The 24977-nt window shown below is 74.0% G+C and carries 23 protein-coding genes; 15 read left to right on the top strand and 8 right to left on the bottom strand.

Going from position 1 to position 24977, the window contains the following annotated elements; genetic code table 11:
* The first annotated feature begins 27 nt into the window (after positions 1 to 27).
* The 6 genes from ACNJ93_RS24070 to ACNJ93_RS24045 all read left to right on the top strand — a co-directional run bounded on the left by ACNJ93_RS24070 (position 28) and on the right by ACNJ93_RS24045 (position 4590).
* Complete coding sequence (locus ACNJ93_RS24070; protein ID WP_418959503.1) at positions 28 to 675, top strand: amino acid ABC transporter permease; 648 nt, start codon at positions 28 to 30, stop codon at positions 673 to 675.
* A complete protein-coding gene (locus ACNJ93_RS24065; RefSeq protein WP_418959502.1) occupies positions 672 to 1598 on the top strand; it encodes an amino acid ABC transporter permease in 927 nt (308 codons plus the stop codon). The genes ACNJ93_RS24070 and ACNJ93_RS24065 overlap by 4 nt, the downstream gene beginning before the upstream one ends.
* A 163-nt stretch (positions 1599 to 1761) precedes the next feature.
* On the top strand, positions 1762 to 3396 hold the full coding sequence (locus ACNJ93_RS24060) for an FAD-dependent monooxygenase (protein WP_418959501.1): 1635 nt from the start codon (positions 1762 to 1764) through the stop codon (positions 3394 to 3396).
* Positions 3397 to 3428: 32 nt separating this feature from the next.
* Positions 3429 to 3515 carry a putative leader peptide gene (locus tag ACNJ93_RS24055; RefSeq protein WP_418961509.1) on the top strand — a complete coding sequence of 29 codons (87 nt, stop codon included), beginning with the start codon at positions 3429 to 3431 and terminating at the stop codon, positions 3513 to 3515.
* Positions 3516 to 3649: 134 nt separating this feature from the next.
* Positions 3650 to 4186, top strand: coding sequence for a cysteine dioxygenase (locus ACNJ93_RS24050; protein WP_418961508.1), 537 nt, complete (start codon positions 3650 to 3652; stop codon positions 4184 to 4186).
* Positions 4183 to 4590 (top strand): rhodanese-like domain-containing protein, encoded by a 408-nt coding sequence (locus tag ACNJ93_RS24045; protein ID WP_418959500.1) that lies wholly within the window; start codon positions 4183 to 4185, stop codon positions 4588 to 4590. Before ACNJ93_RS24050 ends, ACNJ93_RS24045 begins: the two co-directional genes overlap by 4 nt.
* Before the next feature lie 50 nt (positions 4591 to 4640).
* On the opposite strand, the gene recX is transcribed toward ACNJ93_RS24045, so the two are convergent.
* The 3 genes from recX to ACNJ93_RS24030 form a co-directional block, all read right to left on the bottom strand.
* Positions 4641 to 5210, bottom strand: coding sequence for a recombination regulator RecX (gene recX / locus ACNJ93_RS24040; RefSeq protein WP_418959499.1), 570 nt, complete (start codon positions 5208 to 5210; stop codon positions 4641 to 4643).
* A 4-nt stretch (positions 5211 to 5214) separates the two neighbouring features.
* Entirely contained in the window at positions 5215 to 6351 is a 1137-nt protein-coding gene (gene recA, locus ACNJ93_RS24035) for a recombinase RecA (RefSeq protein WP_418959498.1), read from the bottom strand.
* 127 nt (positions 6352 to 6478) lie between these two features.
* Positions 6479 to 7465 carry a GlxA family transcriptional regulator gene (locus ACNJ93_RS24030; protein ID WP_418959497.1) on the bottom strand — a complete coding sequence of 329 codons (987 nt, stop codon included), beginning with the start codon at positions 7463 to 7465 and terminating at the stop codon, positions 6479 to 6481.
* Between the two features lie 96 nt (positions 7466 to 7561).
* Here ACNJ93_RS24030 and ACNJ93_RS24025 point away from each other — a divergent pair, with 96 nt between their 5' ends.
* From ACNJ93_RS24025 to ACNJ93_RS24000, 6 genes are all read left to right on the top strand, one after another.
* Positions 7562 to 8416 carry a dienelactone hydrolase family protein gene (locus ACNJ93_RS24025; RefSeq protein WP_418959496.1) on the top strand — a complete coding sequence of 285 codons (855 nt, stop codon included), beginning with the start codon at positions 7562 to 7564 and terminating at the stop codon, positions 8414 to 8416.
* A gap of 129 nt (positions 8417 to 8545) precedes the next feature.
* Complete coding sequence (locus tag ACNJ93_RS24020) at positions 8546 to 10573, top strand: calcium-binding protein (protein WP_418959495.1); 2028 nt, start codon at positions 8546 to 8548, stop codon at positions 10571 to 10573.
* 94 nt (positions 10574 to 10667) lie between these two features.
* Positions 10668 to 11873 carry a sensor histidine kinase gene (locus ACNJ93_RS24015; RefSeq protein WP_418959494.1) on the top strand — a complete coding sequence of 402 codons (1206 nt, stop codon included), beginning with the start codon at positions 10668 to 10670 and terminating at the stop codon, positions 11871 to 11873.
* A complete protein-coding gene (locus tag ACNJ93_RS24010; protein ID WP_418959493.1) occupies positions 11870 to 12535 on the top strand; it encodes a response regulator in 666 nt (221 codons plus the stop codon). Before ACNJ93_RS24015 ends, ACNJ93_RS24010 begins: the two co-directional genes overlap by 4 nt.
* A 167-nt stretch (positions 12536 to 12702) precedes the next feature.
* Positions 12703 to 13986, top strand: a complete 1284-nt coding sequence (locus ACNJ93_RS24005; RefSeq protein WP_418959492.1) for a cytochrome ubiquinol oxidase subunit I — start codon at positions 12703 to 12705, stop codon at positions 13984 to 13986.
* A 13-nt stretch (positions 13987 to 13999) separates the two neighbouring features.
* Positions 14000 to 14779: a cytochrome d ubiquinol oxidase subunit II gene (locus tag ACNJ93_RS24000; protein WP_418959491.1), complete on the top strand. Its 780-nt coding sequence runs from the start codon at positions 14000 to 14002 to the stop codon at positions 14777 to 14779.
* A gap of 38 nt (positions 14780 to 14817) precedes the next feature.
* On the opposite strand, the gene ACNJ93_RS23995 is transcribed toward ACNJ93_RS24000, so the two are convergent.
* Both ACNJ93_RS23995 and ACNJ93_RS23990 read right to left on the bottom strand, forming a co-directional pair.
* Entirely contained in the window at positions 14818 to 16077 is a 1260-nt protein-coding gene (locus ACNJ93_RS23995) for an AI-2E family transporter (RefSeq protein WP_418961507.1), read from the bottom strand.
* A gap of 135 nt (positions 16078 to 16212) precedes the next feature.
* Complete coding sequence (locus ACNJ93_RS23990) at positions 16213 to 16407, bottom strand: DUF3046 domain-containing protein (RefSeq protein WP_418959490.1); 195 nt, start codon at positions 16405 to 16407, stop codon at positions 16213 to 16215.
* 80 nt (positions 16408 to 16487) lie between these two features.
* On the opposite strand from ACNJ93_RS23990, the gene ACNJ93_RS23985 reads away from it, so the two are divergent.
* Positions 16488 to 17399 carry a hypothetical protein gene (locus tag ACNJ93_RS23985; RefSeq protein ID WP_418959489.1) on the top strand — a complete coding sequence of 304 codons (912 nt, stop codon included), beginning with the start codon at positions 16488 to 16490 and terminating at the stop codon, positions 17397 to 17399.
* Between the two features lie 15 nt (positions 17400 to 17414).
* Here the strand turns inward: ACNJ93_RS23985 and ACNJ93_RS23980 are convergent, their stop codons facing one another.
* From ACNJ93_RS23980 to ACNJ93_RS23970, 3 genes are all read right to left on the bottom strand, one after another.
* Complete coding sequence (locus ACNJ93_RS23980) at positions 17415 to 17732, bottom strand: AzlD domain-containing protein (RefSeq protein ID WP_418959488.1); 318 nt, start codon at positions 17730 to 17732, stop codon at positions 17415 to 17417.
* Positions 17729 to 18523 (bottom strand): AzlC family ABC transporter permease, encoded by a 795-nt coding sequence (locus ACNJ93_RS23975; protein WP_418959487.1) that lies wholly within the window; start codon positions 18521 to 18523, stop codon positions 17729 to 17731. Before ACNJ93_RS23975 ends, ACNJ93_RS23980 begins: the two co-directional genes overlap by 4 nt.
* Before the next feature lie 66 nt (positions 18524 to 18589).
* Positions 18590 to 19417 carry an AraC family transcriptional regulator gene (locus ACNJ93_RS23970; RefSeq protein ID WP_418959486.1) on the bottom strand — a complete coding sequence of 276 codons (828 nt, stop codon included), beginning with the start codon at positions 19415 to 19417 and terminating at the stop codon, positions 18590 to 18592.
* 56 nt (positions 19418 to 19473) lie between these two features.
* Here ACNJ93_RS23970 and ACNJ93_RS23965 point away from each other — a divergent pair, with 56 nt between their 5' ends.
* Both ACNJ93_RS23965 and ACNJ93_RS23960 read left to right on the top strand, forming a co-directional pair.
* Positions 19474 to 24099 carry an ATP-dependent helicase gene (locus ACNJ93_RS23965; protein WP_418959485.1) on the top strand — a complete coding sequence of 1542 codons (4626 nt, stop codon included), beginning with the start codon at positions 19474 to 19476 and terminating at the stop codon, positions 24097 to 24099.
* Between the two features lie 26 nt (positions 24100 to 24125).
* Positions 24126 to 24950, top strand: a complete 825-nt coding sequence (locus tag ACNJ93_RS23960) for a DNA-formamidopyrimidine glycosylase family protein (RefSeq protein ID WP_418959484.1) — start codon at positions 24126 to 24128, stop codon at positions 24948 to 24950.
* Positions 24951 to 24977: the final 27 nt, after the last annotated feature.

Genomic DNA, 24977 nt, shown 5'->3' with positions numbered 1-24977 from the left:
GCCGCTGACCGCCGACACGGAGTCCTCATGAACGTACTGCTCGACCATTTCGCGGAGTTCCGCGACGGGTTCATAGGAACCGTGTCGATCACCGCAGTCAGCACGGTGATCGCACTGGTCCTCGGCATCGTCGTCGCCGGTTTCCGCGTCTCGCCCGTCCCGCCGCTGCGCTGGTTCGGCACCGCGTGGGTGACGCTCCTGCGCAACACCCCGCTGACGCTCCTGTTCCTCGTGGCGATGTTCATCGTCCCCGAGATCCTCTTCCCCGGCATGAGCGCCTTCGTGCTCGGCTCGCTCGCGCTGGGCTTCTACACCTCCGCCTTCGTCTGCGAGGCGGTCCGCTCCGGCATCAACACGGTGCCGCTCGGCCAGGCCGAGGCCGCCCGCTCCCTGGGCATGACGTTCTCGCAGACCCTGCGTCTGATCGTGCTGCCGCAGGCCACCCGGACCGTGCTGCCGCCGCTGAGCTCGATCCTCATCGCGCTCACCAAGAACTCCGCCATCGCGGGCGCCTTCAGCGTCACCGAACTCTTCGGCTGGCAGACGCTGATGAGCGAGCAGGGCTACGCGATCGCCCCGATCTTCCTCTGGGTGGCAGCGGCCTACCTGGTCATCACCTTCACCATCAGCGGCGTCTTCCGCCTGCTGGAGCGCCGCCTGGAGGTCGCCCGATGAGCGCCAGCGTTCTCTACGACGCCCCGGGGCCCAAGGCCCGCGTCCGCAACCGCGTCTTCGGCGTGATCGGCTCCCTCGCCATCGTGGGGCTGATCGTCGTCAGCATCATGAGGCTGGAGGAGAAGGGCCACCTCGACTATGCGATGTGGGACATCTTCAACTACGCGGGCATCCGGCAGAACATCGCCGACGCGCTGCTCGCGACCCTGAAGGCGTTCGCCATCGCCGCGGTCGGCTCGCTGGTGCTCGGGGTGCTGCTGGCCGTCGGCCGGCTCTCCGACCACCGGCCGATCAGCTGGCTCTCCACCGGCTTCATCGAGCTGTTCCGCTCGATCCCGCTGCTCATCACGATCTACGCGGTGTGGGTCGCCTTCCTCACCGACTACTCGATGTGGGCGCTGGCGCTCGGCCTGTCGATCTACAACGGCTGCGTCCAGGCCGAGGTGCTGCGCGCCGGCATCAACTCCGTGCCCAAGGGGCAGCGCGAGGCGGCGTACGCGCTCGGCATGAGCAAGACCCAGGTGATGACCTACGTCCTGATGCCGCAGGCGGTCAGGGCGATGCTGCCGACGATCATCAGCCAGCTCGTGGTGACCCTCAAGGACACCTCGCTCGGCTTCATCATCCTCTACCCCGAGCTGCTCTACTCGGCGCGGCTGATCGCCTCCAACACGCAGGTCAACGGCCAGTACCCGTACGTCTCCGTGATCGTGGTCTTCGGCGCCATCTACATCGCGCTGTGCCTGGCGCTGTCGGCGCTGGCCACGTGGATCGAGAAGCGGGGCCGGAAGGCGAAGACCGGGATCAAGGTGGCGGGCGCCGAGCCGCCCACCGCCGACGGCGCGGCGAACGCGGGCGGCACGGGAATCCTGATCACCGGTGCCGACGGTTCCGCCGACGGGGGCGGCGGACCCGGGAACTGACACCATGTGACATCATCCGGGGGCAGTGGCGATCGCGCCGCTGCCCCCGTCGCTTGACGCATGCTTCCGCACTGGGTTGCATACGTTCTGTGACCAGACACCGGGCTCGCGCCACTCGCCTTCGTGCATTCCGCCTGACCGTACGGGCTTCTGGAGTAGCGCCGTGGACCCGGTGATCATCGTCGGCGCAGGGCCCGTGGGCCTTGCGCTCTCCCTTTCCCTGGCCGCCCAGGGCGTGCCGAGCGTCGTCCTGGACGAGGGCGACGGCGCGGAGGAGTCCCGTCCGGCCCGGACGGTGGTGCTGCGCCCGGACATGGCCGCGCTGGTGGAACGGCTCGGCTGCGCCACCCTGCGTGACGAAGGGGTCAGGTGGGCCGGCTGGCGTTCCCTGCGACGCAAGCAGCAGATGCGGCGGATCGAGCTCACCGGGGACGGCGGCCGGCTCGCCCCGCTGCACCTCCCCCAGCACGCCCTGGCGCGCGGGCTGCGCGCCGCGATCGCGCGGCAGGAGCTGGTCCAACTGGTCCCGCGGGCCCGGCTCGACGGGATCGAGCAGGACGGCGGCGGAGTGGTCGCGCACACCCGGGGGCCGGGGGCGACCTGGTGGCGCGGCAGCCATCTGGTGGGCTGCGACGGCGCCCGCTCGACCGTGCGCAAGCTGCTCGGCATCCGGTTCCCGGGGCGCACGGCGGTGGAGCGGTACGCGGTGGCCGCGCTGCGCACCGAACTTCCCTGGCACGGCGAGGCCCTGTTGCACCGTCAGCCACCGTGGCGGGGCAGCGGCGAGGAGATCACCGCCCGTCCGCTGCCGGACGGGGTGTGGCGGATCGACTGGCTGCTGCCGCCGCGCGGCGAGCTGGTCACCCCGGAGACCCTGGTGTCGCGGGTCCGGGACACGCTGTCCGGCTGGTGCGACGACTCCACCCCGCTGTACGAGCTGCTCGACACCGGGGTGCACACCCTGCACCACCGGCTGGCCCGACGCTGGCGGGTGGACCGGGTGTTCCTCGCGGGCGACGCGGCCCATCTCCTCGGCGCGGCCGGCACGCAGGGGGTGGACGAGGGGCTGCGGGACGTGGACAACCTGGCCTGGAAGCTGGCGCTGGCCTGGCATCACGGGTGTTCCGAGACGCTGCTCGACAGCTACCAGAGCGAGCGGCGGGCGGCGGTGGCGTCCCGGCTGCGGGCCGCGGACCAGGCGCTGTCCGTGCTGCGGGGCGGCGGGGGGCTGCGTACGTACCTGCCGGGCAGCGCGCGCGGGCACGACAGTCTGCTGACGGACGGCCACCTGGGGCGCGGCCCGCTCGGCGCTCCCCCCGCGTACCCGCACTCCCCGCTCGCGCCGCGGGAGGTCGCGGAGGGGCGGATCGGGGTCGGCACGGCCGACGGGGCACCGGTGGACGACGTCCGGGTGACCGCGCCGGACGGCACGACGGTACGGCTGCGGGACCGGCTCGGGCGCGGGCGGCTGCTCGTGCTGCTGGTCGCGCCGGGCACGGCGGTGTGGGACCGGCGGCACTGGCAGTCGGCCGGGGTGATGCCGCAGCTGGCGGCGGCGGTGGACGCGCTGCCGGCGCGGGCGGAGCTGCTGGTGACGGAGGCGTACCCGAGGGCGGCCGCGCACACCGTGCTGCTGGTGCGGCCGGACGGGCATCTTGTGGCGGCGTTCTCCGGCGTGCGGCCCGAGGGGCTGCACGCGGCGGCGGACGCGGCGCGGGGCGGCGGCCCCGCGGAGTCGGAGCCGGCCGCGCGAGCGGGGGCCCGGCAGGGCGACGCCCGTACGGCGGACGTCAATTGACCGTCGCGGGCGCGCGTGGTGTACTCCGGCTCATGACCGACACCGATGTGCGCCTGTGGCGGAGGGTCCATATGGACCTCGTCCGTTACGCCGGCTGCGTGTGTCGCCGTTCCTGCTGAATTCGCCCCTTCCCTCACGTGCGCGCCCGTGCGCCCGGCCGTCGGCCGTGGCCCGGCGCGCGCGTCCCCCGCGAACTCCAGGACGGTTCTCCGTGTCGTACTCCTCGCGTGCCTCCGTGTCCGCGCGCGCCTCCGTGTCCCCGCCTGCCTCCGCGTCCCCGCCTGCCTCCGCGTCCGCGGGTGTGTCCGCCTCCGAACTGCTCGACTTCGTCCGCCGCGCCGCCGCGGACTCCGCACTGATCGACTCGCTGCCCCTCGATCCGGAGGGCCGTACCTGGGTGCGGCTGGACGGGCCCGGAGGCAGCGAGGCCTGGCTGATCGGCTGGCCGCCCGGGACGGGCACCGGCTGGCACGACCACGCCGAGTCGCAGGGGGCGTTCGCCACCGCGCGCGGCACGCTGCGCGAGAACGCGCTCGCGGCGCGTTTGCCGGCGAGCGGCTGGAAGACCCTGGAACTGGCCGACGGGGTGGACCGGGAACGGGAGTTGACGGCGGGGCAGGGCCGGGCCTTCGGCCGGCACCATGTGCACGAGGTGTTCAACGCCTCGCAAACGGAGCACGCGGTGTCGGTGCACGCGTACCATCCGCCGCTGCCGTTGCTGCGGCGTTTCAGCCGGACGGGCGCGGTGCTGCGTCTGGAGCAGGTCGAGCGGCCGGAGGACTGGCAGTGACGGCGGTGACGGGGATCGACGAGCTGCTGGAGCGGGTGCGGGCCGGGCTGGACCGGATCGCGCCGCGGGACGCCTTCGCGGCGTACGAGGAGGGTGACGCGCTGCTGGTCGACATCCGGTACGCGGCGCTGCGGGACCGCGACGGGCTGGTGCCGGGGGCGCTGGTCGTCGAGCGCAACGAGCTGGAGTGGCGGCTCGATCCGCTGGGCAGCCACCGTCTCCCGGAGGCGGTGGACCACGACGTGCACGTCGTGGTGCTCTGCAACGAGGGGTATGCCTCGTCCCTGGCGGCGGAGTCCCTGCAGCGCCTCGGGCTCCACCGCGCCACCGACCTGATCGGCGGCTTCCAGGCATGGAAGGCCGCCGGCCTCCCCGTCCTGCCCCCGCGGCCGACGACGGGCTGAGACCCGGGGGCCGACGGGCCGAGGCCCGGGACCCGTGCCGTCCGTCTCCGCTACGCGTACGGTTCGTCCAGGTCCTCGGTGTCCTCGCCCTCGGCCTCCAGGGCCTGGCGGACCACGCGGAGCGCGAGGCCCTCGGGGTAGCCCTTGCGGGCCAGCATTCCGGCGAGACGGCGCAGCCTGCGGTCCCGGTCGAGGCCGCGGGTGGCGCGGAGCTTGCGGGCGACGAGCTCGCGCGCGGTGGCCTCCTCCTGCTCGGAGTCGAGCTGCCCGACCGCCTCGTCGATCAGCGCCGCGTCGACGCCCTTGGTGCGGAGCTCTCGGGCGAGGGCGCGGCGGGCCAGGCCGCGGCCGTGGTGCCGGGACTCCACCCAGGCGCCCGCGAACGCGGCGTCGTCGATCAGCCCCACGTCCTCGAAGCGGGAGAGGACCTCCTCGGCGACCTCGTCAGGGATCTCGCGCTTGCGCAGGGCGTCGGCGAGCTGCTTGCGGGTACGGGGGGTCCCGGTGAGCAGGCGCAGGCAGATCGCCCGCGCCCGCTCAGCCGGATCCTGGGGCGACAGCTCCTTCTCGGCCCTCGACGAGTCGGGGCTGTCACCCGGCCATTCGGTACGACCGGTCACCGCGTCAGCTCTTGGCCGCCGTGGCCTTGGTCGCCTTGGCGGCCTTCACCGCCGGGGCCGGGACGGACTTGGCCGCCTCGTCCGCGCCCGCGGCGGGCGCCGCACCGGCCTCGGTGGCCGCCGGCTCGGCCGCGGGGGCCTCCGGGCGGACGCCGACGCCCAGCTTCTCCTTGATCTTCTTCTCGATCTCGTTGGCGAGGTCGGGGTTGTCCTTCAGGAAGTTGCGCGCGTTCTCCTTGCCCTGGCCGAGCTGGTCGCCCTCGTAGGTGTACCAGGCGCCGGCCTTGCGGACGAAGCCGTGCTCCACGCCCATGTCGATCAGACCGCCCTCGCGGCTGATGCCCTGGCCGTAGAGGATGTCGAACTCGGCCTGCTTGAAGGGCGGCGCGACCTTGTTCTTGACGACCTTGCAGCGGGTGCGGTTGCCGACCGCCTCCGTGCCGTCCTTCAGGGTCTCGATGCGGCGGATGTCGATGCGCACCGACGCGTAGAACTTCAGGGCCCGGCCACCGGTCGTGGTCTCCGGCGAGCCGAACATCACGCCGATCTTCTCGCGGAGCTGGTTGATGAAGATCGCGGTGGTCTTGGACTGGTTGAGGGCGCTGGTGATCTTCCGGAGCGCCTGGCTCATCAGTCGCGCCTGCAGACCGACGTGCGAGTCGCCCATCTCGCCCTCGATCTCCGCCTTGGGCACGAGCGCGGCGACGGAGTCGATGACGATGAGGTCGAGGGCGCCGGAGCGGACGAGCATGTCGACGATCTCGAGCGCCTGCTCGCCGTTGTCCGGCTGGGACAGGATGAGGTTGTCGATGTCCACGCCGAGCTTGCGCGCGTACTCGGGGTCGAGGGCGTGCTCGGCGTCCACGAAGGCGACCTGGCCGCCGGCCTTCTGCGCGTTCGCCACGGCGTGCAGGGTCAGGGTCGTCTTGCCGGAGGACTCCGGGCCGTAGATCTCCACCACGCGGCCGCGCGGCAGACCGCCGACGCCCAGGGCGACGTCGAGCGCGGTGGATCCGGTCGAAATGACCTCGATCGGCTCCTGGGTGCGGTCGCCCATGCGCATCACGGCACCCTTGCCGAATTGCCGTTCAATCTGTGCGAGCGCGGCTTCGAGAGCCTTCTCGCGGTCGGTTCCTGCCATGGGTTCCACCCGGGTTGCTTGAGTCGATCGCTTCATGGGAAAGACGCTAACCCCTGCCACTGACAACGGGCCCCGGCGTCTCTCCGACCTGTGGAAAACCCATGAGAATGGATGTTCGATTTTGGTGTCAAGCGCGCCACGCGCGACGCCTGAACCGGGCCCGGTAGTCCCTCGGCCGCTCCCCGGTGTGCCTGACGAAGACGCCGCTGAAGGACCCGGCGTCGCCGTAGCCGACCTCGGCGGCGACGCTCGCCACGGTCCGGTCGGTGGTCTCCAGGAGGTGCCGCGCCCGGCGCACCCGGGCCGACTGCAGATACGCGAGCGGCGTCTCGCCGGTCTCCTCGCCGAAGCGGCGGAGCATGGTCCGCGTGCTGACGTGGAACGCCCGGGCGAGGGCGGACAGGTCGTAGCGCGCGGCGAGGTTCAGGTCGAGCCACCGCTTGACGGCCGACGAGAACTCCTCGCCCGCCGCCGGAACGAGCGCCGGGTCCACGTACGGCGCCTGGCTGGTGCGCGCGTCGTCGACGAGCGCGATCCGCGCGGTGCTGCGGGCGACCGCGGGGCCGTGGTGCTCGCCGATGAACCCGAGCGCGAAGTCGTACATGGCGCTGAAGGCCGCCGTGGTCGTCACCCCCCGGTCGGTCACGACCAGGCGTTCCGCCCGGAGCCGCACGCCCGGGTACCGGCGGGCGAACCGGTCCGCGAAGAGCCAGGACGTGGTCGCCTCCCGCCCGTCGAGCAGCCCCGCTTCGGCCGGCAGGAAGGCGCCCACGCAGATCGAGACGACGGCTGTGCCCGAGGCTGCCGCGGCGCGCACCGCCGCCACCTCGGGGCCGAGCCGCGCGAGCGTCGCGTCGAGGTCGGCCGCGGGCGCGCACGCGAAGCCCGGCACGATCAGGACGTCCACCGGGCGCAGCGCCGAGACGTCGAGGACCGGTCCACCGGCCGCGGTCACCCGTCGCCGGGGCGAGAGGACCGTCACCTCGTGGGCCGGCGCGGCCTGTCCCCGCGCCGCGGCGACGTGGGCCGCCATGGCCAGCAGGTCGGGGACCCCGTACACCTCCGAGGCGAAGCAGCCGGGATAGGCCAGGACACCGACGCGCAGCGGGTTCACGGGCGGCGATCCTACCCGCGCCCCTGGCGGGATCACCCCCGTACCTGGCGATCTCGCCGCTTCCGGTGGGCGCCCACCGCTCGCCATGCTCCCGGCATGACCGACACACCAGCAGGCCGCGGCCACCCCTTGGACGATCCCCTGGACGACTTCGCTCGGCGCACCGTCACCGTCGACGGGACCGGCAGGACCGTGTACGTGACCGGCTCGGGGCCCGCGGTGGTCCTGATGCCGGAGATGCCGGGCATCAGCCCCGACGTGGCGCGGTTCGCGCGGTGGATGCGCGAGGCGGGGCTCACCGTGTACGTGCCCTCCCTCTTCGGCGTCGACGGCGCCCACCCGCTCGCCGAGGCGGGCGAGGCGATCGCCCGGCGGGCCTGTGTCAGCGCCGAGTTCCGGGCGTTCGCGGGCGGCGGCACCAGCCCGGTCGTCTCCTGGCTCCGCGGGCTCGCCCGCCTGGCCCACGAGGAGTGCGGCGGTCCCGGTGTCGGCGCGGTGGGGCTGTGCTTCACGGGGAACTTCGCCCTGTCCATGACCCTCGAACCGGCCGTGATCGCGCCGGTGGTCAACCACCCGTCGCTGCCGCTCGACGACCCCGGCGGGCTGGAGCTCGGCGCGGAGGACGCCGCCGCCGTGGCCGAGCGGGTGGCGCGGGACGGCCTGAAAGTGCTGGCGTACCGCTTCGAGAACGACAGATGGTGCACCGGCCGGCGGTTCGCGGCCTACCGGGCGCTGCTCGGGGACGCGTTCGACGGCCGGGTGCTGCCGGCCGAGTCGGCGAACCCGAGCCCGCCGCCCTTCTTCCGGGACGTCGTCGGCTGCGCCCACAGCGTCGTCACGGCGCACCTCGTCGACCGGGACGGCCACCCGACGGTGCGGGCCCGCGACGAGATCCTCGCCTATCTGGCCGAGCGGCTCGTGAACCGTCCGGAGCCCCGCTCACTCGCCTGAGTGGGATCTCCTCACCCACAGGGTCCAGTGCTGCGAGCCGCGCGCCCCGCGCCCCCGGCGGCCGCCCAAGCTGTGCTTCCGTCACTGACAGTGGCCGACTTCGTGCGGCCCGATGCGGAGAGTGAGCACATGGCCAGATTCCATCCCCGTCGCGGGCGCGCCCCGGGTCTCGTACGGCGAGGGGCGGGCGGCGGTCACCGCGCCGCGGCCGCCCTCGCCACCGGTGGCCTCGCCCTGTCCCTGGTCCTCGCGCTGCCCGGCACCGCGGCGGCGGCGCCCGGCGACCTGGACCCGAGCTTCAGCGGGGACGGCAAGGTCGTCACGGACGTCGCCAACCAGGAGTACAGCCAGGACGTCGTCATCCAGCCCGACGGCAAGATCGTCACGCTGGGCAACGGCGCCGACTTCGAGGGCCCGCACGACTTCGTCCTGGTGCGCTACAACACCGACGGCAGCCTGGACACCACCTTCGGCGGCGGCGACGGCATCCTCTTCACCGACTTCGGCGGCCACGAGGAGGGCCGGGCGCTGACCCTGGCGAGCGGCGGCAGGATCGTCGCCGTCGGTCACAGCGACTCCCTCGAGACCGGTGCGCGTCAGCTCGCGGTCGCCCGCTACAACGCGGACGGGTCCCTGGACACCACGTTCAGCGGCGACGGCATGGTCCTCTCGACTCTGGGCGGCACCACCCCGACCAGTGCGGGCGCGGTCGTGATGGGCACCGACGACAAGATCATCGTCGGCGGGAACCAGGGCGGCAGCGGTGTGGTGGCCAACTTCACCGCCGCCGGCGACCTGGAAGCCGGCTGGGGCCTGGACAGCACCGGCAAGACCGTGTTCCCGGGCATCTCGTCGGTCAACGACCTGAAGATCTACGGCGGCGAGACGATCGTCGGCGCCGCCACCGGCCCGACCGGCTTCGCGGCCGTCCGCTTCTACGAACCGTCCGGCGGCCCGGACGGCACCTTCGGCAACGACGGCGTGGTCACCACCGCCTTCGGCACCGGCGCCGAGAGCGTCGGGCTGCAGGGTTTCGACATCGTGCTCGCGGGGTCCCACGGCAGCGGCATCGGCTCGCAGTTCGCCCTCGCCCGCTACGACGGGAACGGCACCCTGGACCCGTCCTTCGACGGCGACGGACTGGTGACCACGAGCTTCGGCGGGAACGGCGCGGCGGGCCGGGACCTGGCCGTGCAGGAGGACGGCAAGCTCGTGGTGGTCGGCGCCGCCAACGCCGACTTCGCGCTCGCCCGCTACGAGGTGAACGGCGCCCTGGACACGACGTTCGGCGGCGACGGCCGGGTGACCACGGACTTCGAGACCTTCTGGGACGAGGGCCAGGCCGTGGCGCTGCAGGCCGACGGGAAGATCGTCGCGTCCGGCAACGGCAGCGACAACCACGCCGTGGCCCGCTACCTGGTCAGCGGCGACCCGACCCCGCCGCCCACCGTGGATCTGTCGGTGAACAAGACCGGTTCGACGACGGTCAGTCTCGGTGACCAGGCCGTGTACACGATCACGGTGACGAACACGAGCACGACGACCACGGCGACGGGTGTGTCGGTGTCCGACAGCATCACCGGCGGCTCGGGCACCATGATCTCGGCCACGCCGAGCCAGGGCGGCGCGTGCACGCTGACCGCGACCACCGCCACCTGCCCGCTGGGCACCATCGCGCCGGGCGCGTCCGCGAGCTTCACGCTGCGGGTCGAGCCCCGCGCCACCGGCACCCTGTGGGACGGCGCGGCGATCGGCGCGGTCGACCAGGACGACCCCAACACCGCCAACGACAGCAGGGTCTTCGCCACCACCGTCAACAACGCCCGGGGCTGCACGATCGTCGGCACCAGCTCCTTCGAGACGATCAACGGCACCGCCGGCAACGACGTCATCTGCGCCCTCAGCGGCAGCGACACCGTCAACGCCGGCGGCGGCAGCGACACCGTCTACGCCGGACCCGGCAACGACCTCGTCAACGGCGGCAGCGGCAACGACCGCCTGATCGGCCAGAGCGGCAACGACCGCCTCAACGGCGACGCCGGCAACGACACCCTCGACACCCGCGACGGCGTCGCCTCCAACGACGCCGCCTACGGCGGCTTCGGCTTCGACACCTGCACCACCGACCCCGGCGACATCCGCAACAGCTGCCCATAACTCCCGCAGCCGGGAACGAGCGCCGTGGCCGGCCGGGCCACGGCGCTCGCCCATGTCCCGGCCGCCCCGGCCCGCCCGGCCTATCCTTCGTGGCATGGCCCTCCCCTCCCGTGCCCTCGGCGGCCGTGTGTCCCCGCGGGCGGCCGACGCCGCCGTGGCGCTCGTCGTGGCGCTGGTCGTGGTGGTCTGGGTGCTGGTCCAGAGCCGGCACACGACCGAGTCGCCGGTCCGCACCCTGCTCGGCTGGGCGCTGATCGCGGCCGGCTGCGGGGCCCTGTGCTTCCGGCGCCGGGCGCCCGTCACGGTCGCCGTCGTGACCCTGGCGGCCTGCGCGGTCTACTACCCGCTGAGCGCCTACGACGGGCCGCTGATGATCGCCTTCGCCCTCGCGCTCTACACCACGGCCGCGGAGGGCCGTTTCGCCGCGGCCGTGGCGCTCGCCGCCGTCACGCTGCTCGCCGTCGGCCTCGGCGAGATCCGGCAGCGGCCCGGGCACCGGCAGATCGACGACACCTCGCTGGCGATGCTGGCGGGCTGGCTGATCAGCCTGGTCGCGATCGGCCGCGCCCAGCGCACCCGGACCGCCTATCTGCACGAGGTGGAGCAGCGCGCGCTGGCCGCCGAGCGCGAGCAGGAGGCGCGGGCCCGGCAGAGCGCGACGGAGGAACGGCTGCGGATCGCCCGCGAGGTGCACGACGTGCTCGGGCACAGCATCAGCCTGATCAACGTGCAGTCCGGGGCCGTGCTGCACCGGCTGAGCAAGAGGCCGGACCCGGAGGTCGCGCTGGCCGCCGCCGAGGAGGCGTTGCGGGCGGTCCGGGCGACCAGCAAGGACGCGCTGCGCGAACTGCGCTCCACGCTCGGGGTGCTGCGCCGGGCCGACGAGGCCGCGCCGACGGCGCCCGCGTCGGGGCTCGGGCTCCTGGGCGAGCTGGTGGCGCGTGCCGGTGCGGCCGGCCTCGACGTACGGACGGAGGTGACGGGCGCGCCCGTCCCGCTGCCGCCGCCGCTGGACCTGGCCGCGTACCGGATCGTGCAGGAGTCGCTGACCAACGTCACCCGGCACTCCGGGGCCCGGACCGCGCTGGTGTCGCTCGACTGGGGCCCGCGCGAACTGCGGCTGCGGATCGAGGACGACGGCGAGGGCGCGCCGGAGGCCGAGCCGCTGGGCAGCGGCATCCGGGGCATGGCCGAACGCGCCCGTGCCTTCGGCGGCGAGCTGACCGCCGCGAACACCGCCGCCGGTTTCCGGGTGGACGCCCGGCTTCCGCTCACCGTTTCCGAGGGGGACCTTCGATGATCCGCGTCGTGCTCGCCGACGACCAGACGCTCGTCCGGGCGGGTTTCCGGTCCATCCTGGCCGACGAGGACGACATCGAGGTGGTCGGCGAGGCCGCGGACGGCGAGCAGGCCGTGGCGCTCGCCCGTGAACTGCGCCCGGACGTCGTTCTGATGGACATCCGGATGCCGGGGCTGGACGGGCTTGAGGCGACCCGCCGGATCACCGCCGACCAGCGGCTCGAAGGGGTCCGGGTGGTCATCCTGACCACCTTCGACGTGGACGACTACGTGTACGGGGCGCTGCGCGCCGGCGCGTCCGGGTTCCTGGTGAAGGACACCGAGCCGGAGGAACTGCTGCACGGCGTACGGGTGGTGGCGCGCGGCGACGCGCTGCTCGCGCCCGGTGTGACGCGGCGGCTGATCGCGGAGTTCGCCGGGCGGAGCCGGCAGCCCGATCCGAGCCCGCGGCTGAACGCGCTCACGGAGCGGGAGCGGGAGGTGATGGGCCTGGTCGGGGCGGGGCTCTCCAACGACGAGATCGCGCAGCGGCTCGTGCTGTCCCCGGCCACGGCGAAGACGCACGTCAGCCGGATCATGACGAAGCTGGACGTGCGGGACCGGGCGCAGCTGGTGATCCTGGCGTACGAGTCGGGGATGATCACGCCGGGCTGGCTCGCCTGACGGCGCCCCCGTAGAGGGCGTGACCCGACGGCGTACCCCTAGGGGTACGGGATCCCGTTCCGCAACTTCCGTGGTACGCCCGCGTCCCCGCTCGCAACCGGCGGGGTACGCCCGCTGACCACCCCGGGCCGACGCGGCGCCATGAGGCGTACACCGACGCTGACCGGGTGAATGACGACGTCCTCGACCTCGCGCGGCTGCAGTTCGCCCTCACGGCGGGCGGGCACTTCCTCTTCGTCGCCCTCACCCTGGGGCTGGCGACGGTGGTGGCCGTCCTCCAGACCAGGGCCACGTTCGGCGGCTCGACGCTCGACGCCCGGCTGGTGCGCTTCTGGGGCCGGCTCTACGTGATCAACTACGCGGTCGGCATCGTCACGGGCATCGTGATGGAGTTCCAGTTCGGGATGAGCTGGAGCGGGCTGACGCACTACGCCGGCAATGTCTTCGGCGCCTCGCTGGCGGTGGAGACGATCGTCGCGTTCTTCGTCGAGTCGACCTTCCTCGGCCTGTGGATCTTCGGCTGGCACCGGTTCGACAAGCGGGTGCACCTGGCGACGATCTGGGTGGTGACGCTCACCGCGTACCTCTCGGCGTACTGGATCCTCGTCTCCAACGGCTTCCTCAACAACCCGGTGGGGCACCGGGAGGAGGGCGGCGTGCTGGTCCTGGACGACCCGGTCGCGCTGCTGACCAATCCGTCGGCGCTGCTCGCCTTCGGGCACATCCTGGGCGGTGCGCTGCTGACGGCCGGGTTCTTCATGGCCGGGGTGAGCGCGTACCACCTGTTCCGGCGCTCGCCCGAGTGGGAGTTCTTCGGAAGGAGCCTGCGGATCGGGGTGTGGCTGTCGGCGCCCGCGCTGATGGTGACGGCGGTCCTGGGCGGGCTGCAGTTCGCGGCGCTGCGGGACTTCCAGCCCATGAAATCGGCCGTGTTCAGTCAGAAGACGGCAGAGATCGCCCGGATCCAGGCGGACATGGTCGCGCGGTTCGGTCCCGGCGACTACGTGCCCTCCGAGGCGTGGACCCGGGGCGCGGGCCTGGCCATGCTGATCGCCTTCGCGCTGATGATGTACCTCAGCCTGGGCGGCGCGGTCCTGGCCTGCTTCAGGAAGGTCGTCTACCGCTTCCGCCTCTGGCACGTGCTGCTCATGGCCGCGGTGCCGCTGCCGTACCTCGCCATGATCAGCGGCTGGGTGTTCCGGGAGGCCGGCCGGCAGCCCTGGGTGGTCTACGGGCTGCTGCGCACCGAGGACGCCGTCTCCGGCCTCTCCCCCGGCTCGATGCGCCTCTCCCTGATCGTCTTCACCACGCTCTTCGCGCTGCTCGCCGTGCTCAACGCCTGGCTGCTGGTCCGGCACGCCCGGCGCGGCCCGGTCGAGGCCGGCCTCGGCCACGACGAGCGCGCCGAGGACGAGGACCCCGCCGACGCCCTGACCGCCGCACGCTACTGAGGAGCGACCTCTCGTGGAGATCCTTGCGCTCGTCCTGCTCGCCTTCTTCGCGACCGGCTACTTCGTGCTGGCCGGCGCGGACCTCGGCACGGGGATGCTGCTGCCGTACCTCGGCCGGGGCGACCGCGAACGGCGGCTGGTCATCGCCTCGTTCGCCCCGTTCTTCCTCGGCAACGAGGTGTGGCTGGTCGCCACGGCCGGCATCCTCGTGGGCTGCTTCCCGGACCTGGAGGGGGAGTTGCTGACCGGCCAGTTCCCGGTGCTCGTCCCCCTGCTGACCGGCTGGATCGTCCGGGACGTCGGCCTGTGGTCGCGCAGCCGCGGACCGGGCCGCCGCTGGCGGGCGCTGTGCGACGGGGCGGTGGTGTGCGGCAGCTGGGCGGTGGTCCTCGCCTGGGGCTGGCTGCTCGCGGGGCCGCTCGCCGGCGCGCCGTACACGCCCGCCGGCGGGCTGCCCGCCGTGCTGACCGCCCTCGCCACCGCCGCCCTGTTCGGCGCGCACGGCCTCGGCTTCGCGACGCTGCGGCTGACCGGCGCGCCGTACGAGCGGGCCCGCCGGCTCGTGGGCCGCACCAGCGGCTCCTGGCACTCGTTCGCCCTCACCGCCATGCTGCTGGCGGTGCTGACGCTGCTCGCCGGGACGGCCCTGTCACCCGCCGGCGCGACGGCCGACGGGGCGACGCTCGCGTTCCTGGTGCCCGCGCTGCTCGTGCTCACGCCGCTGCTGGTCGCCGGGCAGGCGTGGACCTGGTGGACGTTCCGGCACCGGGTCACCCGGCCCTCGTACCTGTGAAGCCCGAGTGGGCCGGGCGCCGCACCCGGCCCCGCGGCTCAGGCGTCGTCGTCCCCCGCCGGGGCGTTCTGGTCCCTGCGGCCCGGCTGCAGCGCCTGCTGGAGCCGGGCCACGACCGCCTCGCCGTATCTGCGGTGGCCGTGCACCCGCGGGTCGTCCGTGACGTCGTACCGCTTCACGTACGCGCCGAGGAAGGCCTGCAGGGTGGCCACCGCCGGGATCGCGATCAGCGCGCCGACGGCGCCCAGCAGGGCGGTCCCGGCGACGACCGAACCGAACGCCACGGCCGGGTGGATGTCGACCGTCCTGGCCGTGAGCTTGGGCTGCAGGACGTAGTTCTCGAACTGCTGGTACACCACGACGAACGCCAGCACCCACAGCGCGTACCAGGGGTTCACCGTGAACGCGATCAGCATGGGCAGGGCCCCGGCCAGATACGTGCCGATGGTCGGGATGAACTGCGAGACCAGACCCACCCACACGGCGAGCGCGGGCGCGTACGGCACGCCCAGGATCTCGAGCAGCACATAATGCGCGACACCGGAGCACAGCGCCATCAGTCCGCGCGAGTAGAGATATCCGCCGGTCTTGTCGACCGCGATCTCCCAGGCCCGCAGCACCTCGGCCTGCCGGTGCGGCGGCAGCACGGAGCACAGCGCGCGCCGCAGCCGCGGCCCGTCGGCGGCGAAGTAGAACGAGAACAGGAAGATCGTCAGCAGCCGGAACAGCCCGCCGAGCACGGTCGCGGAGACGTCGAGGACCCCGGTCGCGCTGTTCTGGACGTACTTCCGGAGCCAGTCCGAACGCAGCACGCTGTCCTGGACCTCGACCCGGGACAGCTCGGTGTGGAAGGTCTGGTTGATCCAGTGGATCAGCGAGTCGAGGTACTGGGGGAAGTCCTCGACCATCTCGACGATCTGGCCGGCCAGCATCGAGCCGAGCAGCACGACGAAGCCGATGCCGACGACCGCGACGGTGAGGAAGACCAGGAAGGTCGCCAGTCCGCGCCGCATCCCGCGGGCCGCCATCCGGCCGACGGCCGGCTCTATGGCCAGGGCCAGGAAGAACGCGATCAGGATGTTGATCAGCAGCCCGACGAGCTGGTGGAAGGCCCAGCTGCCGAGCTGGAAGCAGGCGTAGAGCGCGAGCGCCAGCAGCATGGCCCGGGGCAGCCAGCGCGGCATCCGCGCCGAGCCGGCCGCCGCCGGCGCCGGGGAGCCGGCCGGCCGCGCGGGCGCGCCGGCGGCGGGGACGTCCTCCGGCGCGGGTCTCCCGCCGGCGCCGGAGGCGGGCGCGATCACGGCCGTCTCGGCGTCCGTGGGGGTGTGAAGGGTCTGCCGTTCGTTCCGGTCGGTCTCGTCAGTCGGGGCCACCCCGCCAGTCTCGCGCACCGCGCGGACATCCGGTCCCCACCCCCGGGGCCGCGTGCGGGGTCAGCGCTTGTCGGCGGGGACGTCCATGGCGGTGCAGACCGCCCGCCAGACGTCCTTCGTCTCCCAGCCGGCGGCCAGCGCCTCGCGCACCGTACGGCCGCCCAGCTCCGCCATCACATGGTCCCGCGCGAAGGAGTCGGCGTACGCCTCGCCGAAGTGCTCGGCCATCCGCTCCCAGAAAATCGTCAACCGCATGCCACCAGTATCCCGCTCCTGAGAGTGCAGCCTGCGGCGCAAAGGGTTCACCGGAGGCGGATCGGTCCTAACGTCGGACCATGGCTGGAACTCCCACACCGCTCGCCCGCGCCGAACAGTTCGTGTGGCTAACCGCCCGCGTGCTCGAACAGCGCCGGTTCGCCTACCACTTCCTGCGCGGCGGCGCCGAACCGGTCGAGGCCGCGCTCAACGCGTACCTCAACGAGGACGGCGGCTTCGGCCACGGCCTCGAACCCGATCTGCGGGGCCCGGTGAGCCAGCCGCTGCACACCGCGCACGCCCTGCGGGTCCTGGACTCCGTCGGGCGCTGCGGCGGGCTGCGGGTGGAGCGGATCTGCCGGTACCTGACCGACGTGTCCACCCACGACGGGGCGCTGCCCGCGATCCACCCGTCCCAGCGGGGCTACCCGTGCGCCCCCTTCGTCCCGGTCGTCGACCACCCGCCGAGCTCCCTGCTCGCCACCGGCCCGGTGGTCGGGCTGCTGCACCGCAACCAGGTCTGGCACGCCTGGCTGTTCCGCGCCACGGACTTCTGCTGGGACGCCGTGGAGAACCTCCGTACCTCCCATCCGTACGAGGTACAGGCCGCGGTCGCGTTCCTCGACGGGGTCCCGGACCGCTCGCGCGCCGAGAAGGCGGCCGACCGGCTGGGCCGGCTGGTCCGCGAGCAGCGCCTCGCCGTGCTCGACCCGGAGCGCCCCGAGGCGTACCCGGTGGCCCCGGGCTACGCGCCGGGCGAGCACCACTACCCGCACGACTACGCGCCGGTGCCGGACTCACTGGCGCGGCAGTGGTTCACCGACGAGGAGCTGAGCCGCTCGCTGGACCACCTGGAGGCGGCCCAGCAGGACGACGGCGGCTGGCCGATCCTGTGGCGCCAGTGGGCGCCGGGCTCGGCCCTGGAGTGGCGTCCGATCGTGACGATCGAGGCGCTGCGCACCCTGCGGGCGCACGGCCGGAAGGTGGACTGACCGGACCGGGGCCGGTCAGCCGCCGAGGGCGCGGACGCCGGCGGTCACGGCGACGGCCGCCGCGACCACCACCAGGAACGGGGCCCGCAGCAGCAGCGCAACGGCCGCCGCGCCGACGCCGGCGGCCCGGGCGTCGAGCACCAGCGCGCCCTGCGCGCTGAAGGTCTGCTGCGCCGTGAGCGCGGCGAGCAGGGCCACCGGCATCAGTGCGGCCAGCCGGCGGACGAGCGGCCGCTCCAGGGTGTGCGCCGGGACGAGCAGGCCGAGGAGCTTGACCAGGTAGCAGCCGGCGACGGTCAGGCCGATCGCGATCCAGACGGTCGTGGGGTTCATCGCGCGTCCTCCTCGTGGTGCGCCGCCTTGTGCGCCGCCTCCTTGGCCGCCTCCTTGTGCGCCGCCTCGGGTGCCGCCTCCTTGTGCGCCGCCCGGCGGCCCTGCGCCCACAGCACCGCCGGCGCGGCCAGCGCCGCGACCAGGACGGGCACGCCCGCCGGCAGCACGGGCAGCAGCCCGAGGCCCAGCAGGACGGCGAGCCCGGCGGTGGCCCGTTCGGTGGTGGTGCGCAGCATCGGCGCGAGCAGCGCCAGGAAGACGGCCGGACCCGCCGCGTCCAGCCCCCACGCGGCGGTGTCGCCGATCGCCTCCGCGCCGAGGGCGCCGAGCAGGGTGGTGAGGTTCCACAGCACGTACAGGGTGAGGCCGGTCACGGTGAACCCGAGGCGGGCCGCGCGCCGGGTCGGCTGGGCCAGGGCGACGGCGGTGGTCTCGTCGATCACCCAGTGCGCGGCGAAGGGCTTCGCGGCGCGCGGCAGAGCCAGGAGCTGGGAGAGCCGCAGCCCGTAGAAGGCGTTGCGGGTGCCGAGGAAGAAGGCCCCGGCGGCCGCGGTGAACGGGTTGCCGCCCGCGGCGAGAGCGCCGACCAGGGCGAACTGGGACGCTCCGGTGAACACCAGGAGGCTGAGCGCGCAGGTCTGGAGCAGGGTGAGTCCGGAGCCGGCCGAGGTCACGCCGAAGGCGAAGCCGGAGAGCCCGACGGCGATGCCGACGCCGAGGGCGTCGCGGACGACCGCGGAGTCCGGCTTGGTCCGCTCCGGTATGACGGGGGGTGCTGTCTGTTCTGCCACGTCGAGGACGTTACGGCCCCGCCGGCCTGCGGTCTTGTACGTTCTTGCGCGCCGGGGCCGGCCCCGTCAGCCCAGGGCTCCGCGCTCCCGCTGGTACGCGCCGGGCGGGACGCCGACGCTCCGCACGAAGTGCCGGTTCAGATGAGGCTGGTCGGTGAAGCCCACCGCGACGGCCGCCTCGGCCGGGGGCGTGCCGGCGTCCAGGAGTCGCCGGGCCCGCCGTACCCGCGCGTCGGTGAGCCAGGTGTGCGGCGGCATGCCGTACGCGTCGCGGAAGGCGCGCAGCAGCGCGAAGGGGCTGGTGCCCAGCTCGGCGGCGAGCTGCTCCAGGGTGGGCGGGTCGGTCATCCGCTCCTCCAGGAGCGCCCGGGCGCGGGCCGCGTTGCGGGCGCCCGCGGAGCGCGGCCGGAGCGGCTGCGCGAGGCCGCCGTGGCTGCGCAGCATCCGGGCGGTGACCAGCCGCAGCAGGCTGTCGGCGGCCAGGGCGTTGCCCTCCTCGGCGGCCCGGTGCACGCCGACGACGAGCCGGGCGGCGTACGGGTCGTCCACGACGGGCTGGGTGAAGCCGACCGCCCCGCGCACGGGCAGGACGTCGGCGGCGATCGACTGGACGAGCCCGGCGTCGGGGTAGATCGTCCGGTACGTCCAGCCCTCCGGGACGCCCGCGTGGCCGGTGTGCACGGTGTCGGGGTTGACGAGGGCGATCTGGCCGGGACCGGCGTGGACCAGCTCGTCGCGGTAGTGGAAGGCCTCCACGCCCTCGGTGATGGCCGCGTAGACGAAGGTCTCGTGGGTGTGGCGGGAGAACGTCTTGCGGACGTAGTGCGCGTGCAGCAGATCGACGCCGGGCAGCTCGGGATACTGCCAGTACCGCGCCCTCTCCGGTGTCGCCATGACCCCATTCTCCCAGCTCCGGGCGGTTGTCAGTGGCCGGGTGCAGGATGGGGGGCATGGCCGGCTCCGCACTCGACTCGTTCTCGCCCGCGACCCGTGGATGGTTCACGGGCGCCTTCCACGCGCCCACCGCGGCGCAGGAGGGCGCGTGGAAGGCGATCGGCGAGGGCTCGGACGTGCTGGTCGTCGCGCCGACCGGCTCGGGCAAGACGCTGGCCGCGTTCCTGGCCGCCCTCGACCGGCTGGCGTCCACACCGCCGCCGGCGGAGTCGAAGAAGCGCTGCCGGGTGCTGTACGTGTCGCCGCTGAAGGCCCTCGCGGTGGACGTGGAGCGGAATCTGCGCTCGCCGCTGACCGGGATCCGGCAGGAGGCGGTGCGGCTCGGGCTGCCGGAGCCGGAGGTGCGGGTCGGGATCCGGTCCGGGGACACCCCGGCGGCGGAGCGGCGGGCGCTGGCGACCCGGCCGCCGGACATCCTGATCACGACGCCGGAGTCGCTGTTCCTGATGCTGACCTCGGCGACGCGGGAGGCGCTGTCCGGGATCGAGACGGTCATCCTGGACGAGGTGCACGCGGTCGCCGGGACGAAGCGCGGCGCGCATCTGGCGCTGTCCCTGGAGCGGCTCGACGAGCTGCTGCCGCGCCCGGCCCGCCGCATCGGCCTGTCGGCGACGGTCCGGCCGGTGGACGAGGTGGCCCGCTATCTGTCGCCGCAGCGCCGGGTGGAGATCGTCCAGCCGGCGTCCGGCAAGGAGTTCGACCTGTCGGTGGTCGTGCCGGTGGAGGACCTGGGCGAGCTGGGGGGCTCGCCGGCCACCGAGGAGCGGGAGGGCGGCGAGAAGCCGTCGATCTGGCCGCACGTGGAGGAGCGGATCGCCGATCTGGTGCAGGCGCACCGCTCCACGATCGTCTTCGCCAACTCGCGCCGGCTCGCCGAGCGGCTGTGCAACCGGCTGAACGAGATCGCGTACGAACGGGCCGTCGGCGAGGCGCTGCCCGAGGGCGCGCCGCCCGCGGAGATCATGGCGCAGTCCGGCGCGGCGCAGGGCGCTCCCCCGCTGCTGGCCCGGGCGCACCACGGCTCGGTGTCCAAGGAGCAGCGGGCCCTGGTGGAGGAGGACTTGAAGGCGGGGCGGCTGCCGGCGGTGGTCGCCACGTCCAGCCTGGAGCTGGGCATCGACATGGGCGCGGTGGACCTGGTCGTGCAGGTGGAGTCGCCGCCGTCGGTGGCCTCGGGCCTGCAGCGGGTGGGCCGGGCGGGCCACCAGGTGGGCGCGGTGTCCACGGGCGTGGTGTTCCCGAAGTACCGGGGCGACCTGGTGCAGGCGGCCGTGGTGACCGAGCGGATGCGGACCGGCGCGATCGAGTCGCTGCGGGTCCCGGCCAATCCGCTGGACGTGCTGGCGCAGCAGCTGGTGGCGATGGTCGCGCTGGACTCCTGGCAGGTCGACGACCTGCTGGCGCTGGTCCGGCGGGCCGCGCCGTTCGCCTCGCTGCCGGAGTCGGCGTTCACGGCGGTGCTCGACATGCTGGCCGGCCGCTATCCGTCGGACGCGTTCGCGGAGCTGCGGCCCCGGGTGGTGTGGGACCGGGTCGCGGGGACGGTCACGGGGCGGCCGGGGGCCCAGCGGCTGGCGGTGACCTCGGGCGGCACGATCCCGGACCGCGGCCTGTTCGGGGTGTTCCTCGCCGGGGCGGACCCGAAGAAGGGCGGGGGCCGGGTCGGGGAGCTCGACGAGGAGATGGTGTACGAGTCCCGGGTCGGGGACGTGTTCACCCTGGGCACCACCTCCTGGCGGATCGAGGACATCACGCGGGACCGGGTCCTGGTCTCGCCCGCGCCCGGGGTGCCGGGACGGCTGCCGTTCTGGAAGGGCGACCAGCTGGGCCGGCCGCTCGAACTGGGCCGTGCGGTCGGCGCGTTCCTGCGCGAGGTCGGTTCGCTGGGCGAGGAGGACGCGCGGCTGCGGCTGCTGGCCGCCGGGCTCGACGCCTGGGCGGCGGACAACGTGATCGCGTACCTGGACGAGCAGCGCCGGGCCTGCGGCCACGTGCCGGACGACCGGACGATCCTGGTGGAGCGGTTCCGCGACGAGCTGGGCGACTGGCGGGTGGTGATCCACTCCCCGTTCGGCGCGCAGGTGCACGCCCCGTGGGCGCTGGCGCTCGGGGCCCGGCTGGCGGAGCGGTACGGCATGGACGCGCAGGTCATGCACGCCGACGACGGGATCGTGCTGCGCCTGCCGGACGCGGATCTGATGGGCCTGGACCTGCTGGACCAGGACCCGGTGCACCTGGACTCCACGTTCGACTCCGAGCAGGCCCCCGTCGCGGCGGCGGACGTGGTGTTCGACAAGGGCGAGGTCTCCCAGATCGTCACCGACCAGGTCGGCGGCTCCGCCCTGTTCGCCTCCCGGTTCCGCGAGTGCGCCGCGCGCGCCCTGCTGCTGCCCAAGCGGAACCCGGGCAAGCGCACACCGCTGTGGCAGCAGCGCCAGCGGGCGGCCCAACTGCTGCAGGTGGCGAGCGAGTTCGGCTCGTTCCCGATCGTCCTGGAGGCGGTGCGCGAATGCCTCCAGGACGTGTTCGACGTGCCCGGGCTCACGGAGCTGATGGGCGATCTGGAGTCGCGCAGGGTGCGCCTGGTCGAGGTCACCACTCCGGAGCCCTCGCCGTTCGCCCGCTCGCTGCTCTTCGGGTACGTGGCCCAGTTCCTGTACGAGGGGGACTCGCCGCTGGCCGAGCGGCGGGCCGCGGCCCTGTCCCTGGACTCGCGGCTGCTGGCGGAGCTGCTCGGCCAGGCCGAGCTGCGCGAGCTGCTGGACGCGGACGTGCTCGCCGAGCTGGAGCGCGAGCTGCAGTGGCGCACGGACGACCGCCGCGTCAAGGACGTGGAGGGCGTCGCCGACCTGCTGCGGGTCCTCGGGCCGCTCACCGACGCCGAGCTGGCCGAGCGGGGCGCGGAGCCGGGCTGGGCGGAGGAGCTGTCCCGGGCCCGCCGGGCGATCCGGGTGCGGATCGCGGGCGCGGACCACTGGGCGGCCGTCGAGGACGCGGGCCGGCTGCGGGACGCGCTGGGCACGGCGCTCCCGGTGGGGGTCCCGGAGGCGTTCACGGAGCCGGTGAAGGACCCGCTGGGCGATCTGCTCGCCCGGTACGCCCGTACGCACGGCCCGTTCACGTCGGCCGAGGCGGCGGCCCGCTTCGGCCTGGGGGCGGCCGTCACCGACGGGGCGCTGCAGCGCCTCGCCGGCGCCGGCCGGGTCGTCCAGGGCGAGTTCCATCCGGCCGGGATCGGCCAGGAGTGGTGCGACGCGGCGGTGCTGCGCCGGCTGCGCCGCCGCTCGCTGGCGGCGCTGCGGCACGAGCTGGAGCCGGTGCCGCCGGCCGCGCTCGCGACCTTCCTGCCCCAGTGGCAGCACCTGGGCGGCGGCGGGCTGCGCGGGATCGACGGACTGGCCCGCGCGGTCGAGCAGTTGCAGGGCGCGCCGGTCCCGGCGTCCGCGCTGGAGAAGCTGATCCTGCCGTCCCGGGTGATGAACTACGACCCGGGGATGCTGGACGAACTCACCACCACCGGCGAGGTGCTGTGGGCGGGCGCGGGCGCGCTGCCCGGCAAGGACGGCTGGATCTCGCTGTACCTCGCCGACGCGGCCCCGCTGCTGCTGCCTCCGGCGCATCCGCTCGAACTGACCGGGCTGCACGAGTCGGTGCTCACCGCACTGGCCGGCGGCTACGGGCTGTTCTTCCGGCAGATCGCCGACCAGGTGCGGGCCACCACGCATCCGGACGCCACCGATCCGCAGCTGGCCGACGCCCTGTGGGACCTGGCCTGGTCGGGCCGGCTCACCAACGACACGCTGGCGCCGCTGCGTTCGCTGCTCGGTTCCGGGCGGACGGCCGGCTCGACCGCGCACCGCGCCCGCCGCACGGTGCCGCGCGGCCGGTACGGCAGCCTGACGGCGGCGGCCCGCCCGGCCTCGCGCTCGGGCCCGCCGACGGTCAGCGGCCGCTGGTCGCTGCTGCCGCCCGCCGAGCCCGATCCGACGCACCGCGCCCACGCCCTGGCCCGTACGCTGCTCGACCGGCACGGCGTGGTCACGCGGGGGGCGGTGGCGGCCGAGGGCGTGGAGGGCGGCTTCTCGGCGACGTACCGCGTCCTGTCCGCCTTCGAGGACAGCGGCCAGGCCCGCCGCGGCTATGTGGTCGAGGGCCTGGGCGCGGCGCAGTTCGCGATGGACGGCGCGGTGGACCGGCTGCGGGCGGCCGCGACGGCGCGGGACCGCGGCACGGAGGCCGGCGACGGCCCGCGAGCGGTGGTGCTGGCCGCCGCCGACCCGGCGAACGCGTACGGGGCGGCCCTGTCCTGGCCCGAGCCGCCGGCCGGCGCGAGCCACAAGCCGGGCCGCAAGGCCGGCTCGATGGTCGTCCTGGTGGACGGGGAGCTGACGCTGTACATGGAGCGCGGCGGCAAGAGCCTGCTGTCCTGGCCCGACGACCCCGACGACCCGGCCCTGACCGCCGCCGCCGGAGCCCTGGCCGCCTCGGCGCGGGCCGGCGCCCTGGGCACGGTCACCGTCGAGCGGGTCAACGGGACGGCGGCCCTGACGTCCCCGCTGGCCCGGGCCCTGGAGACGGCCGGCTTCCACGCCACCCCCCGCGGCCTGCGCATACGCCCTTAGGGAGTGCCGCGGGCCATGATGGAGCCATGCCCGAAGGAGACACCGTCTGGCACACCGCCCAGCAGCTGCACACCGCGCTGGCCGGCCGCGTCCTGACCCGCTCCGACCTGCGCGTCCCCCGGTACGCGACGGCCGATCTGACCGGGCGGGAGGTGCTCGACGTCACCCCGCGCGGCAAGCACCTGCTCACCCGGATCGGCGGCGGACTGACCCTCCACTCGCATCTGCGGATGGACGGCGCGTGGCACGTGTACGCGCCCGGCGAGCATTGGCGGGGCGGCCCGGCCCACCAGATCCGGGCGATCCTCGGCACCGCGGAGGCGGTCGCGGTGGGCTACCGGCTGCCCGTGCTGGCGCTGATCCGCACCGCCGACGAGGCCGAGGTCGTCGGCCACCTCGGCCCCGACCTGCTCGGCCCGGACTGGGACGCGCGGGAGGCCGTGCGCAGGCTCACCGCCGATCCGGCGCGCCCGCTCGGCGAGGCCCTGCTCGACCAGCGGAACCTCGCCGGGATCGGCAACGTCTACAAGGCGGAGCTGGCCTTCCTCGCCGCCGTGACCCCGTGGCTCCCGGTCGGCGAGCTCGGCCCGGACGTCCCCGAGCGGCTGGTCGCCACCGCGCACCGCCTCCTGGAGGCGAACAAGGACCGCTTCGGCCGGCGCACCACGACCGCCCGCGCGGGGCGCGTCCCGCTGTACGTGTACGGCCGCGAGGGCCGCCCGTGTCTGCGCTGCGGCACGGCGGTCCACAAGGACGAGTCGGGCGACCGCATCACCTACTGGTGCCCCGGCTGCCAGCGGGGCCCCGCGCCCGCGGCACACGCCCCGACGACGGCCACTCCCACCGATTGACGGTCCGTCAGATCCGGTCGTACGGTC

Origin of the sequence: Streptomyces tritici (assembly GCF_048500665.1) — a bacterium.
Taxonomy (GTDB): domain Bacteria; phylum Actinomycetota; class Actinomycetes; order Streptomycetales; family Streptomycetaceae; genus Streptomyces; species Streptomyces tritici.
This window is presented reverse-complemented; position numbering and strand designations above follow the sequence as displayed.

Excerpts from the sequence above, each read along its gene's own strand:
- ACNJ93_RS23990 (WP_418959490.1), bottom strand. The coding sequence starts at position 16,407 with ATGCGGTTGACGATTTTCTGGGAGCGGATGGCCGAGCACTTCGGCGAG.
- ACNJ93_RS23960 (WP_418959484.1), top strand. The coding sequence starts at position 24,126 with ATGCCCGAAGGAGACACCGTCTGGCACACCGCCCAGCAGCTGCACACC.
- ACNJ93_RS24015 (WP_418959494.1), top strand. The coding sequence starts at position 10,668 with ATGGCCCTCCCCTCCCGTGCCCTCGGCGGCCGTGTGTCCCCGCGGGCG.
- ACNJ93_RS24020 (WP_418959495.1), top strand. The coding sequence starts at position 8,546 with ATGGCCAGATTCCATCCCCGTCGCGGGCGCGCCCCGGGTCTCGTACGG.
- ACNJ93_RS23980 (WP_418959488.1), bottom strand. The coding sequence starts at position 17,732 with ATGAACCCCACGACCGTCTGGATCGCGATCGGCCTGACCGTCGCCGGC.
- ACNJ93_RS24010 (WP_418959493.1), top strand. The coding sequence starts at position 11,870 with ATGATCCGCGTCGTGCTCGCCGACGACCAGACGCTCGTCCGGGCGGGT.
- ACNJ93_RS24025 (WP_418959496.1), top strand. The coding sequence starts at position 7,562 with ATGACCGACACACCAGCAGGCCGCGGCCACCCCTTGGACGATCCCCTG.
- recA (WP_418959498.1), bottom strand. The coding sequence starts at position 6,351 with ATGGCAGGAACCGACCGCGAGAAGGCTCTCGAAGCCGCGCTCGCACAG.
- ACNJ93_RS24065 (WP_418959502.1), top strand. The coding sequence starts at position 672 with ATGAGCGCCAGCGTTCTCTACGACGCCCCGGGGCCCAAGGCCCGCGTC.
- ACNJ93_RS24055 (WP_418961509.1), top strand. The coding sequence starts at position 3,429 with ATGACCGACACCGATGTGCGCCTGTGGCGGAGGGTCCATATGGACCTC.
- ACNJ93_RS23965 (WP_418959485.1), top strand. The coding sequence starts at position 19,474 with ATGGCCGGCTCCGCACTCGACTCGTTCTCGCCCGCGACCCGTGGATGG.
- ACNJ93_RS23985 (WP_418959489.1), top strand. The coding sequence starts at position 16,488 with ATGGCTGGAACTCCCACACCGCTCGCCCGCGCCGAACAGTTCGTGTGG.
- ACNJ93_RS23970 (WP_418959486.1), bottom strand. The coding sequence starts at position 19,417 with ATGGCGACACCGGAGAGGGCGCGGTACTGGCAGTATCCCGAGCTGCCC.
- ACNJ93_RS24070 (WP_418959503.1), top strand. The coding sequence starts at position 28 with ATGAACGTACTGCTCGACCATTTCGCGGAGTTCCGCGACGGGTTCATA.